The organism is Klebsiella sp. 10-1 (assembly GCF_009758445.1).
In the GTDB taxonomy this organism is placed as follows: domain Bacteria; phylum Pseudomonadota; class Gammaproteobacteria; order Enterobacterales; family Enterobacteriaceae; genus Klebsiella; species Klebsiella scottii.
This window is the reverse complement of record NZ_WQRE01000003.1, coordinates 552197-564974: the sequence shown is the minus strand read 5'-3', so window position 1 is coordinate 564974 and position 12778 is coordinate 552197. Positions and strand designations below refer to the sequence as shown.

At 55.4% G+C, this 12778-nt stretch carries 11 protein-coding genes; 5 read left to right on the top strand and 6 right to left on the bottom strand.

The features are described 5' to 3' along the window. Window positions 1-5: 5 nt before the first annotated feature. From GO007_RS14510 to GO007_RS14495, 4 genes are all read left to right on the top strand, one after another. Window positions 6-1592, top strand: coding sequence for a GMC family oxidoreductase (locus tag GO007_RS14510; RefSeq protein ID WP_095100987.1), 1587 nt, complete (start codon window positions 6-8; stop codon window positions 1590-1592). Window positions 1593-1703: 111 nt separating this feature from the next. Further along, window positions 1704-2453: an electron transfer flavoprotein subunit beta/FixA family protein gene (locus GO007_RS14505; RefSeq protein ID WP_095100985.1), complete on the top strand. Its 750-nt coding sequence runs from the start codon at window positions 1704-1706 to the stop codon at window positions 2451-2453. Window position 2454: 1 nt separating this feature from the next. Further along, on the top strand, window positions 2455-3384 hold the full coding sequence (locus GO007_RS14500; protein WP_095100983.1) for an electron transfer flavoprotein subunit alpha/FixB family protein: 930 nt from the start codon (window positions 2455-2457) through the stop codon (window positions 3382-3384). A gap of 24 nt (window positions 3385-3408) precedes the next feature. Next, on the top strand, window positions 3409-5070 hold the full coding sequence (locus tag GO007_RS14495) for an electron transfer flavoprotein-ubiquinone oxidoreductase (protein WP_095100981.1): 1662 nt from the start codon (window positions 3409-3411) through the stop codon (window positions 5068-5070). A gap of 247 nt (window positions 5071-5317) precedes the next feature. Here GO007_RS14495 and GO007_RS14490 read toward each other — a convergent pair whose 3' ends face one another. Next, window positions 5318-6451 (bottom strand): acyl-CoA dehydrogenase family protein, encoded by a 1134-nt coding sequence (locus tag GO007_RS14490; RefSeq protein WP_095100979.1) that lies wholly within the window; start codon window positions 6449-6451, stop codon window positions 5318-5320. A gap of 278 nt (window positions 6452-6729) precedes the next feature. Here GO007_RS14490 and GO007_RS14485 point away from each other — a divergent pair, with 278 nt between their 5' ends. Continuing rightward, window positions 6730-7893, top strand: a complete 1164-nt coding sequence (locus tag GO007_RS14485) for a dihydrodipicolinate synthase family protein (protein ID WP_095100977.1) — start codon at window positions 6730-6732, stop codon at window positions 7891-7893. Between the two features lie 55 nt (window positions 7894-7948). On the opposite strand, the gene GO007_RS14480 is transcribed toward GO007_RS14485, so the two are convergent. From GO007_RS14480 to GO007_RS14460, 5 genes are all read right to left on the bottom strand, one after another. Further along, window positions 7949-8782, bottom strand: a complete 834-nt coding sequence (locus GO007_RS14480; RefSeq protein ID WP_095100974.1) for a sugar phosphate isomerase/epimerase family protein — start codon at window positions 8780-8782, stop codon at window positions 7949-7951. Window positions 8783-9053: 271 nt separating this feature from the next. Next, the gene (locus GO007_RS14475) at window positions 9054-9392 is read right to left on the bottom strand and encodes a DUF1869 domain-containing protein (protein WP_095100972.1); all 339 of its coding nucleotides are present in this window, start codon (window positions 9390-9392) and stop codon (window positions 9054-9056) included. Window positions 9393-9402: 10 nt separating this feature from the next. Beyond that, on the bottom strand, window positions 9403-9735 hold the full coding sequence (locus tag GO007_RS14470; protein ID WP_041146340.1) for a TehB family protein: 333 nt from the start codon (window positions 9733-9735) through the stop codon (window positions 9403-9405). 206 nt (window positions 9736-9941) lie between these two features. After that, window positions 9942-11867 (bottom strand): putative bifunctional diguanylate cyclase/phosphodiesterase, encoded by a 1926-nt coding sequence (locus tag GO007_RS14465; RefSeq protein WP_095100970.1) that lies wholly within the window; start codon window positions 11865-11867, stop codon window positions 9942-9944. Window positions 11868-12024: 157 nt separating this feature from the next. Beyond that, window positions 12025-12522 (bottom strand): putative pterin-binding protein, encoded by a 498-nt coding sequence (locus tag GO007_RS14460; RefSeq protein WP_095100968.1) that lies wholly within the window; start codon window positions 12520-12522, stop codon window positions 12025-12027. Window positions 12523-12778 lie beyond the last annotated feature (256 nt).

Sequence of the window (12778 nt, the reverse complement as noted above, 5' to 3'; positions counted from 1 at the left end):
CAGACATGTACGACTACATTATTATCGGCGGCGGTTCGGCGGGCAGCGTCCTTGCCTCGCGCTTAAGTGAAAATAGCCACTGTAAAGTGCTGCTGGTTGAGGCTGGCCCAAAGGACAGCAACCCCTACATCCACTTGCCGGTCGGTTTTAGCAAACTCACCTCCGGGCCGCTGACCTGGGGCTATAAAACGGTGCCCCAGCCCCAGCTGGGCAATCGTGAGCTGCTGTTTGCCCAAGGGCGGGTACTGGGCGGCGGTAGCTCTATCAACGCAGAGGTGTTCACCCGCGGCACCCCAGCGGACTACGACCGCTGGGCGGCGGATGAGGGCTGCGACGGCTGGTCATTTGCCGATATCCAGCGCTATTTTATTAAATCCGAGGATAACGATACCTTTTCAAACGCCTGGCACGGCGTCGGCGGTCCGCTCGGCGTCTCCAGCCCGGTCAGCGCTAACCTGATGAGTAAAACCTTCAGTAAAGCCTGCCAGCAGGCGGGATTGCCCTACAACCCTGATTTCAACGGCGCCACTCAGGCCGGCTGCGGCCTGTATCAGACCACCACCCGCCATGCCCGCCGCTGCTCCGCGGCGGTGGGATATCTGAAGGACGCGAGCCGGCGCAGCAATCTCACTATTAAGACCGGCTGCCATATTTCCCGGCTGATTATCGATAACCAGCGCGCCGTCGGCGTGGAGATTTACCAGGATGGCAAGCAGCAGCGGCTGCATGCCAGCTGCGAAGTTATCGTCAGCGCCGGGGCGATCGGCTCGCCTAAACTGCTGCAGCTTTCGGGAATTGGCGCGGCGGATGAACTGACCAAAAAAGGGATTACGGTCGCGGCCGACCTGCCGGGCGTGGGCGAAAACCTGCAGGACCACGTGGGCATCGATCTGATATTTGAGCTCGGCAACGCCCTGAGCTATGACAAGTACAAAAAGACGCACTGGATGATGTGGGCGGGGCTGGAGTATCTGCTGTTCCGCAAAGGTCCGGTATGTTCGAATATCGTCGAAGGCGGCGCATTCTGGTACGCCGATAAGCAGTCGATAAATCCGGATACCCAAATTCACTTCCTGGCCGGAGCCGGCGTGGAAGCCGGTATCGAACCGGTGCCGTCCGGCTCCGGCGTGACGATTAATAGCTATTTCCTGCGTCCGCGCAGCCGCGGCCGGGTCGCTTTACGCACGGCGAACGCCAGCGACGCCCCGCTTATCGATCCGAACTATCTCAGCGATCCTTACGATATGAAAATGACGATCGAAGGCTGCAAGCTGATGCGCGATATCATGCAGCAAAGCGCCTTCTCGCCGTATATTCGCCGCGAGCATATGCCGGGACACGAAGCGCAAAGTGATAAAGATCTGGAAGAGTACATTCGCCGGTTTGCGCGCACCTGCTATCACCCGGTCGGCACCTGCAAAATGGGCATCGATGAGCTGTCGGTCGTCGATACTCAGCTGCGCGTTCGCGGCATTGAAGGGCTGCGCGTGGTGGACTCGTCGGTGATGCCAAGCCTGGTCAGCTCTAACACCAATGCCCCCACCATTATGATTGCCGAGAAAGCCAGCGATCTGATTATCGCGTCGCACTGATCACAAATTGCTGCCCATGTTTCTGCTCATGGGCAAAAATCGATTGAATAAATAACTAAATAGTTATTTACTTAAGAGAGATAAACAGAGAAAACATTCCGAGAGGTCACGATGAAAGTTCTCGTCCCCGTTAAACGCGTTGTCGATCATAACGTTAAAATCCGCGTCAAAAGCGATGGCAGCCAGGTTGATCTGACCAACGCGAAAATGGCGCTCAACCCGTTCTGCGAAATTGCGGTTGAAGAAGCCATTCGCCTGAAAGAGCTCGGCATCGCCAGCGAAATTGTGGTGGTAACCATCGGTGATGACGCGGCCCAGGAGCAGCTGCGCAGCGCCCTGGCAATGGGGGCAGATCGCGGGCTGCTCATCACCGCCGGCCAGTCCCTCGAACCGCTCAATCTGGCAAAACTGCTGGCGAAAGTCGTCGCGCAGGAACAGCCGTCGCTGATCCTGATGGGGAAACAATCCATTGACGGCGACAACAATCAGACCGGGCAAATGCTCGCCGCGCTGTGCGGTTACCCGCAGGGAACCTTTGCCGCTGAACTACGCATTGAGGATGGTCAGGCCATCGTCACCCGTGAAATTGACGGCGGCCTGCAGATTGTTTCGCTGACGCTGCCGGCGATTATCACCACCGATCTGCGTCTTAACCAGCCGCGCTATACCTCCCTGCCCAACATGATGAAGGCCAAAAAGAAGCCGCTCGCTATCCTGCCGGTAGAGGAGTTCGGCCTTGAATTACGCCCGCATACGGCGCTGTTACGGGTCGAGGCCCCGCCAGCGCGCGAGGCCGGCGTGCGTGTCGAAAGCGTCGATGAACTGCTGAACAAGCTCAAAAACGAAGCGAAGGTGATTTGATATGGCGACTTTACTCCTTGTTGAACATGATAATAACCAGCTCAACGCGGTAACCTATAACGCGGTGAGCGCCGCCCGGGAGCTGGGCGGCGAGATTACGCTGCTGGTGGCGGGCGAAAAATGCCGTACGGTCGCGGAACAGGCGGCGCGCATTGAAGGCGTGACGAAGGTGCTGCTCGCCGACGATAGCGTCTTTAAAAACCAGCTGGCCGAAAACGTCGCCGCGCTGATCTTCTCCCTGCGCGAGGGTTACAGCCACATCCTTGCCGCCGCCACCTCAAACGGGAAAAACATCCTGCCGCGCGTGGCGGCCCTCGCCGACGTCGCACAAATCTCCGACGTGATTGCGGTGGTCAGCGCCAGCGTGTTCAAACGCCCCATCTATGCGGGCAGCGCTATCGCCACCGTCGAGAGTCTCGACCCGCTGACGGTGCTGACTCTGCGCGTATCGAGCTTCCCGGCGGCGCAAAAAAGCGAATCCTCCGCGCCGATTGAGCACATCAGCCGCGTCGATAATCCGCCGGTTTCTCGCTTCATTCATGAAGAGCTGGCGCAATCGGACCGCCCTCAGCTTTCCACCGCCCGCGTGGTGGTCTCCGGCGGTCGCGCGCTGGGCAGCCGCGAAAACTTTGCGCTGATCGCACAGCTTGCCGACAAACTGCACGGCGCCGTCGGCGCATCGCGCGCGGCGGTCGACGCCGGGATGGTCGCCAACGATCTGCAGGTCGGGCAGACAGGCAAAATTGTCGCGCCGGAGCTCTACATCGCGGTGGGCATTTCCGGCGCGATTCAGCACCTGGCGGGAATGAGTAATGCCAAGGTCATCGTGGCCATCAACAGCGACGAAGAGGCGCCCATTTTCAAAATCGCCGACTACAGCCTGGTGGGCGATCTGTTCGAGATTGTGCCGCAGCTGGTGGCGAAACTCTGATGAGCAAGGGGCAGGCAACGAAAGATGGAGGTTATGGTGGAACGTGAAACGATGGAATTTGACGTCCTCATCGTCGGTGGCGGTCCTGCCGGGCTGTCGGCAGCCTGCCGGCTGATGCAGATGGCGCAGCAGGAGCAGCGCCCGCTGAGCGTTTGCGTCATTGAAAAAGGCGCCGAGATTGGGGCACATATTCTTTCCGGGGCGCTTTTCGAACCCCGGGCGCTCAAGGAGCTTTTTCCCGACTGGCAGTCGCTCGGCGCGCCGCTCGCGACTCCCGTAACGCAAGATGAGCTCTTGCTGCTGCGCGATGGCGAAAAAGCGTGGAAGATCCCGGCGGCCTTTATCCCTGCCCCGATGCATAACGCCGGTAATTACGTCATTAGCCTGGGGGATTTTTGCCGCTGGCTGGCCCGCCAGGCAGAGTCGCTGGGGGTGGATATTTTCCCCGGTTTTGCCGCCGCCAGCATCCTGTACGACGATGCGGGCGCCGTCGCCGGTATCACCACCGGCGATATGGGCGTCAATGCAGAAGGACAAGAGAAGCCGGGCTTTACGCCAGGCATGAACCTGCTGGCGAAATATACCCTTTTTGCCGAAGGCTGCCGCGGCCATCTCGGCAAACAGCTGATCGCCCGCTATCAGCTTGATGCCGGCCGCGATCCGCAGCACTACGCGTTGGGGATAAAAGAGCTGTGGGAGATCGCCCCGCAAAAAAGCCGGCCCGGAGAGGTTATCCACGCCTCCGGCTGGCCGCTGAGCGAAGGCGCGTCGGGAGGAAGCTTTCTGTACCATACGGGGAATAATCAGGTTGTCGTCGGGCTGATTGTCGATCTTAACTACCGCAACCCTTATTTAAGTCCGTTCGATGAGTTTCAGCGCATGAAGCATCACCCGGCCTTTAGCGAAACCCTCAGCGGCGGAAAGCGTCTCTGCTACGGCGCGCGCGCCATCACCAAAGGGGGCATCAATGCGCTACCCAAAATGCATTTTCCCGGCGGGCTGCTGATTGGCTGCGATGCGGGAACGCTCAACTTCGCCAAGATTAAGGGCAGCCACACGGCGATGAAAAGCGGCATGCTGGCCGCCGAATCGGTCTATCAGGCGCTGGTACAAGCCCCCGATGAGAAACGGGAGCTGGATGATTTCGCGCAGGCGTTTAGCGAATCATGGCTGGGGGAAGAGCTGCGGCAGTCGCGTAACTTCGGTCCGCTGCTGCACCGTTTTGGTACGCTGGCAGGCGGGGCACTTAACTATATCGATCAGAACTGGTTTAAAGGAAAGCTGCCGTTCACGCTGCACGACCGCAGGGCGGATCACCTGCAGCTGAATACGGCCGAACGCAGCACGCCCATTAGCTATCCGAAGCCGGATAACCAGCTGAGCTTTGATAAGCCCTCTTCCGTGTATCTGGCAAATACGTCCCACGATGAAGATCAGCCCTGCCATCTCAAGCTCAAAGACGCCGAACTGTCGGTGCGGGAAACGCTGCCGCGTTTTGCCGAGCCGGCGCAGCGTTATTGCCCGGCGGGCGTTTATGAAATTATCGCCCCGGAGGGAAATCCCAGATTACAGATTAACGCGCAGAACTGCGTGCACTGTAAAACCTGCGACATCAAAGACCCGTTGCAGAATATCCTCTGGACGGTGCCCGAAGGAGGCAGCGGCCCCAACTATCCGAATATGTGATCTGTTCCCCACCCCGGCAGCGCCGGGGTTTTCTTTGCCTCCGCTCGGCCTCCCCCATCGCATATGCCGGGGTCATGGGGCGAGCGAAACGCTTCTCCGTACCCTTCACCCGCAGCGGGTATGGGAAAAACGTCGGATTCACCATTTACCTGCATCATGCCAGCCCACGAAACCATAAAAACAGGCTGGTCACCTGAGGTGATCAGCCTTATCCCGGTTAAGGTGCCGTGTCGGCGGGCGACGGGCGTTACGCCAGCAAATTGCGGCCGATAATCATGCGCTGGATCTGGTTAGTTCCTTCATAGATTTGGGTTATCTTGGCATCACGGTACAGACGCTCCACCTCCACGCCGCGAATATAGCCGCCGCCGCCAAAGATCTGTACCGCGTTGCCGCTGTGCTGTACCGCAGCGTCGCCCGCGAAACATTTCGCCATTGAACAGGCAATCGAGGTATCCGGGGCGTCGGTATCAATTTTATACGCCGCGCTATGCACCAGCAGGCGAGCGGCTTCGGTATCTTTGGCGATATCTGCCAGCATAAACTGCACGCCCTGGAAATCAGCAATCGGCTTGCCAAACTGTTCGCGCTGTTTCGCATACTCAATCGCCGCTTCGAGACCGGCACGCGCAATGCCTACCGCCAGCGCGCCAATCCCCACCCGCCCTTTATTCAGCACGCTCATCATAATATGGAAGCCGCGGTTTTCCGGCCCCAGCAGCGCGTCCGCCGGCAGCCTGACCTGGCTGAAGTGCAGTTCGCCGACCTGCGACGAGCGTTGGCCCATCTTGTGCTCTTTAGCGCCGCGCGAAACGCCGTCGCGCGAGCAGTCGACAATAAAGATGCTCATACCGCGGTGACCGGCTTCCTTATCTGTGCGCGCCAGGACGAAGGCCACATCGGCGACCGGCGCATTATGGATCCACAGCTTGCTGCCGTTCAGCACCCAGCCCTCTTCGGTGCGCGTGGCGGTGGTTTTAATTCCCGAAACGTCAGAGCCGGCGCCGGCCTCAGTGATGCAATAGGCCCCTTTCAGCGACGCGTTCAGCAGCCCAGGCAGCCATTGGGCGCGTTGCGGATCGTTACCATATTTTGACAGCAGCGTCCCCAGCAGCTCCACCAGGCCGCACTGATCGGCAATCGAGGCATAGCCACGCGACAGCTCTTCCATCACCACAGCGTAGGCGACAGCATCCAGCCCAACGCCGCCATACTCTTCCGGAACGGTGATACCAAACAATCCCAGCTCACCCATCTGTTGATAGATCTCGGCGGCAAAGCGCTCTTCTCTGTCCAGCTCTTCGGCCTGAGGACGAATCACTTCGTCGGCAAACTTACGGGTCATTTCGCGGATCTGTTGATGGGTTTCAGTCAAATACATGGTCATTCTCCTGCCGGCTATTATTCATGCCGCCTGTTTTTTGCGACATCCAAACGCAATAATTAAATAACCAGATAGTTACTACATTGGATAAATGTTGCTGTCAATACCGTTAAATAATTGTTGTTAACTCATCGACAAATATTGCAGGTAAAGGCCGCCACCCGATCACAGGAGGCTGTTCCGGTTATCACTTTGGCCGCGAATACCTTGACTTTTACCTGGGCAAAAAGTACACCTTAAAAGTAACCAAATGGATACTTAATGGAGAAGTTAACATGCTTAAAATCGACCTGCCCACGCCGCAAGGCTCCATCGCGAATTACCGCCTTGTGACGACGGAAGAACGTTCCTGCGCCATCACTCCCGCGTTTAATCGTATTGCCTACGCCGCAGCACACGTGGTTATCGATCCCCGCCATCAGGGCGCGGACTGGCTGAACAATCCGCGCATTGACTGGGACTCGACGCTGGCCTACCGCCACCATCTGTGGCGGCTGGGATTTAATATTGCCGAAGCGATGGACACCGCTCAGCGCGGCATGGGGGTAAGCTGGCATATCGCGCAAGAGCTGATCGTGCGTTCTCTGAAGGAGGCGAAAACCGTACCGGGCGCCGATCTTGCCGCCGGAGTCGGTACCGATCAGCTGGCGGCGGCAGACGCGACAACCCTGGCGCAGGTCATCGCCGCCTATGAAGAGCAGATGGAGCTGGTCGAGAAGCATGACGGTAAAATTATCCTGATGGCCAGCCGGGCCTTAGCCGCGGTGGCAAAATCGCCGCGGGACTACCTTGCCGTGTATAACCGCCTGCTTGAACAAAGTAAGGGCAAAATTATTCTTCACTGGCTGGGGGAGATGTTTGATCCCGCGCTGAGCGGATACTGGGGATCGGCAGATTTCAACGCCGCCGCCGATACCGTGCTTGAGATAATCGGCAACAACGTCGATAAGGTGGAAGGGATCAAGATTTCGCTACTGAGTAAGGAAAAAGAGGTCGCCTTCCGTAAGCGCCTGCCGCCACAGGTTAAAATGTACACCGGCGATGATTTCAACTATCCCGAGCTGATCGCAGGAGAAGATGGCTATTATTCACATGCGCTGTTAGGCATTTTCGATGCCATCGCCCCGGTTGCCGCCGCCGCACTTAACGAACTGGCGCTGGGCAACAGCGGCGAATACTACCGCCTGATGGATCCTACCGTGGCCCTGTCGCGGGAAATCTTCAAGGCGCCGACGCAATATTATAAAGCAGGCATCGTGTTCCTGGCCTGGCTCAACGGTCATCAGCATCATTTCGCGATGGCCGGAGGAATGCAGTCAGCGCGGGAGATTAGCCATTACGCTGAAATTTTCCGCCTCGCCGACCAGGCCGGCCTGCTGCAAAATCCGCCGCTGGCGTCCCGGCGAATGCAAAATCTGCTAACGATTTACGGCCTCTGAGCGCTGAGGCGCAGCGCGATTTCCCAGAGCGGTCGACTCTGGGAAAATCACTCCCTTAGCCGAATTCGCGGTGGCGCTGTTTACATATCGCCAGCACCTCATCCGGCTCCCGCAGCCACCAGTTATTCTGCGAAAAAATCTCCACTTCATGCAGGCCCGTATAGCCTAACGCCTCCAGCGCCTGGCGACGGCTGCGGATATCAATAACCCCATCGCCCATCATGCCCCGATCCAGCAGCATATCCGTAGTCGGTACCAGCCAGTCGCAAATATGAAAAGCCAGCAGCCGGCCCGCGCCGGCCCGCTCAATCTGCGGCTGAAACTGCGGATCCCACCAGGTGTGATATAAATCGACCGCAATACCCAGCCCTTCATCCCCTAACTCATCGCAAAGATCGTTTGCCTGCGCGAGGGTATTTACGCAGGCGCGTTCGGCGGCATACATCGGATGCAGGGGTTCAATCGCCAGCGGCATGCCAAGCGGGCGCGCGTATTCCAGCAGTTCGCTCAAACCATCGCGCACCTGCTGCCTGGCGGCGGACAAATCTTTCGAACCTGCGGGTAGCCCCCCAACCACCAGCACCAGGCAAGGCGCGCCAAGCTCCAGCGCTTCGTCCACCGCCCGCCGGTTATCCAGCGCCTTATCGCGGCGCTCCTGCGCGGTGCTGCCGGGAAACATCCCCCCGCGGCAATAGCCGCTCAGCGCCAGCTCATGATGGCGGATAAGACGCGCTGACTCTTTTAGCCCCAGCGTCTGGACCTGGTCGCGCCACGGCGCGATGCCGCGGATCTCATGTCGCGCGCAGCCCTCAACGATCTGATTAAGTTTCCATTTCTGCCGCACCGTAGCGGTATTGAGGGACAGTTTGCGACTGTCGGGTTGATTCATCTCAGCGACCTCGTTGTTTGCTTTGTCTGAAAAACGTAAAACCCACCTAAATTGAGCATCAGTTTGCTCAACAAAGGATTATAGAAATGAACACGTTGGGTAAATACGATCGCCATCACATAACGAACCAGTTAGTTACTAAAATCAAGAGGGAACGGCAAAACAAGAGAGCCTGGCGGGACAATATCTAAGGGCAATGATGCAAGGTGGGATAACGGTCCGGGGGAAAGGCAGACATCGAGGAGGCCTGCCTGATTTATCGATGCCGAGGCTACCAGCCGCAGACGTTGGTCTCTTCATCCGATTCATAGCCGCGGACGATATTAACCAGGTCTTTTACCGCATCGGCGGCAATGAGCGGGTCCTGTAATTCGACGAGGGTTGCAAACTCTTTATCTACCGATACGCCGTTATTATTATTCGTCACCGACAGAACAAAGCCTTTACCCTGCTGGTTATCCACCGACAGCGAACCAATAAGTTCTGCTACGGCCTGAACCGCAATATCGGGAACATAAAGCGCCATGGGTTTAAGATAGACTTTTGCTTGTTTTTCATCATTGTTGCCATTAATAACAGCTAATGAATAACCTTTATTTTCACTGTTCATAAGTTCAGCTTTATCCCTCTATCAGAATTTTAGGATCGACGTAGAAATCCACGTTAAAGACGGTATCTTCCGTCAACGCTTCAATACGGTGCCATTTTTCCGCCGGGAAGACGCCGAACTGGCCGGCCTCTATCGTCATCGTTTCAACAGGTTCAGGCGCGGTTTCATCCGTATAACCATAATAGCGTATAGCGCCCTGCATGACCGCCAGGCGAGGGTAAACGCCCTGCCGCGTTCCGGCATCAAGATGCCGCTGCCAGATTGACGCCGGTGCCGTTTCTTTGGTCCATAACGGGGTTGTGCGGGTATGCACGTAGTGGGTCGGAATAACGATACGCTGCATGATTCGGCCTCTCTTTCCGTACCATTGAGCACGGTCGGGAACGGGGAAAATATATTGCATATGATATACCCCTTTTAATCTCTGAGGGTATTATTTTTTAAGAAATTTCCCCCTACCCCTATTTATACCCAACAAGGATTATATTTATTGAATATACGACAAGGCGGATCTGTATTAACAGATCCGCGATAAATAAAGCATCTCAACTATTTATTACCGGCGGTGTTCAGCGGGCCGGGTTTGCCAATCAGGTAGCCCTGTACCAAATCGCAACCTAATTGCTGGAGAGATTTTAACTGCTCATCCGTCTCGACGCCTTCCGCCACGATGCGCATATGTAAGCTTTTACCCATACTGATAATCAGCCGGACAATATCCAAATCATCTTTCTGTGCTGGAATATTAATGACAAATGAGCGATCGATTTTAATCTTATCAAACGGGAAATAGCTCAGGCGCGATAATGAGGAATATCCGGTACCGAAATCATCAATAGAAATTTGAATCCCCAGCTCGCGCAGCTGGCTGAGGATTTCTAAAGAGCGCGTGTTTTCATTAAACACATCTGATTCCGTAATTTCGAGGTCAAGCCGATGCGGGTCCAGCCCCGTGTGCTTCAGTACCGCGATAACGGTATCGGTCAACGAACTGTTGATCAGCTGAACGGGCGATACGTTCACCGAAACTTTAAGCGGTGACGACCAGCTCGCCGCTTCCTCACACGCGGTTTTAAGCACCCACTCTCCGAGCGGGTTAATCATGCCAATTTTTTCGGCGACGGGAATAAATATTGTCGGCGGCACCATGCCGCGCACCGGATGGAACCAGCGCACCAGCGCTTCATAGCCATAAATCTCGCCGCTCATCGTATCGGCAATCGGCTGGTAGTAAACGCGGAATTCACCGTTATCGAGCGCCTGCAGCAGATCGTCCTCAAAAGACTTATTCTCCTGCAGACGCTGCAGCATCCCGGGGCGGAAAATTTGGACGGTACCCGACCCCTCTTTTTTCGCTTCATAAAGCGCAAGATCGGCGCATTTGTATAAATAATCGGTACGGGTTTCCCGGTCAGAAATAACAATCCCGATGCACGCGTCAATATTAATCAACGAATCATAAACCTGATACGGCTGGCTGATCTTTTCACGGATAACCATCGCCCGCGCCAGAGCCTGCTCTTCGCTTAAATCACAGGAGACCAGCGCAAACTCGTCCCCTCCGAGCCGGTAGAGGGTTTCGGAGGTTTTGCGGAAAAAGGAGAGACGGCTGGCAAGATCCTGCAGCAGCTTATCCCCGGAATCATGGCCCAGCGTATCGTTAACGTCCTTAAAATTGTCCAGATCGAACAGCATAACCACCGCGGAACCGTTGTACGGCCGAACCTGATTGACGATCTCCTGCAATTTTTGCCAGAAGGAGAGCCGGTTCGGCATGCCGGTCAAGGAGTCATGGTACGCATCGTATTGCAAACGCCGGTTTTGCACCTGGAGCTTCTCTTTTGATGCCTGCAGATCGTTCGCCAGCAGCTTCATGCGGACGTGGGCGCGGCGCAGGTTGTTATTTTGCCGCAGCATTAACAGCCCTAAAGAAATACACATGGTGATCAGCAGAATGGAAATTATCGAATAGATAAAATAGAGGTTCTGTATTTTATCGTGGGTCAGGTTAACGATATTAATATCCTGCGCCAGCGACATTGACGCCAGCCCGGTCATAGGGCCGTCGAGTTCGCCCATCTTATGCAAAATCGGCTTTATCCGCTGCGGGGTGATGGTATCCAGCTGCTCATCAAGCTGATACAGAATAGCGATCAGGCTCTCAATAGTCGCCCGACGCCCCGCATCCTTACGAATAAACTCACTCGGCTCCCCCTGCTGCAGAGGTTTGATCTGGCCCATCATGATCTCCAGACGCAGCCGGACATCATCGCGATCGACGCCTTCGACGCCCAGGGCATAGGAGCCTAGATGCGCTTCCAGCCGCATATACTCAGAGACTATCTGCGCGATTGACCACGAATCCGTGTAACGGGTCAACTTTTGCAGCTCGCTCTGTCGCTCATGCACCAGATAGGTAATGTATCCGGTGATAACGAAAAGCGACAAAATAATGGCAGTGAGTATTCGATTCAAGATCAAACCCTTAGAGCCTATCCCATTAGGCTATTTTATTTATCAGTTTGCTCCTGGGCAGAGCTCAAAACCCCCGCGTACGCCGTATACGCCCTGGTCCCTAAGCCCTGCCGGTGTCCAAACTCTATCCAACAATTACGCCTGGCAGGACAGGCTATTACTCAATAATAATTTTCGAAACCTGCCACGCCGAGCGAGAATAATAGATCTGATTTTGTAAATCAGGGCTGCTGTCGTAGGGATAAACAATAAACAGAGGGCCCTTATCGCGGACCCGCATATATTCACCGTTCATTTTTAAAGCCAAAATAACGGGGAATTTATGGAAATCATCAATGGGCACAATCGTCGTATAGTCATTCAGGGCGATGACCCTCGCCGACTGACCCTTTGCTGCGACTAAGTCCATGAGCTTGCTAAGGGAAATTCCGTCAAAGCGCACTTTCCCTGAGTACCACGGGGTGGTCGTTTCCACGGTCTGCATGCCCAGCTTCTCTAATGCCGCGAGATCAAACACGGCGGTATCGCCTTCATTTGTATTTCCAATAAGACCGGAAATGGTTAAAACGGGCTTGCCCGTAGGTGCGGGCAGTTTTTCTGCAAATGCATTTGGTAAAATCATGAAACAAAATAAAGCTGCGAAAAGTAAACGCATTTAACTCACCATTTCCGACATTGGAGATATGTTAATTGTAAACCATTTACGGCAATTCTTAAAAGATGTCATCGGAAGGTTGTGAGCTGTTCAATTAAAAAAGAACGCCGAATTTCAGAACCTTCCGATCGCCGGCTTATCACTGACCGTAGAATGCACATTTTTTGCCGTTAATGCATGACGATGGGTAAAAATCTTTTCTCTCGTCCGGCGGCGCGGTAGTCTCTTTGATGGCGCCGCTAAGAGTGCGTCTCAT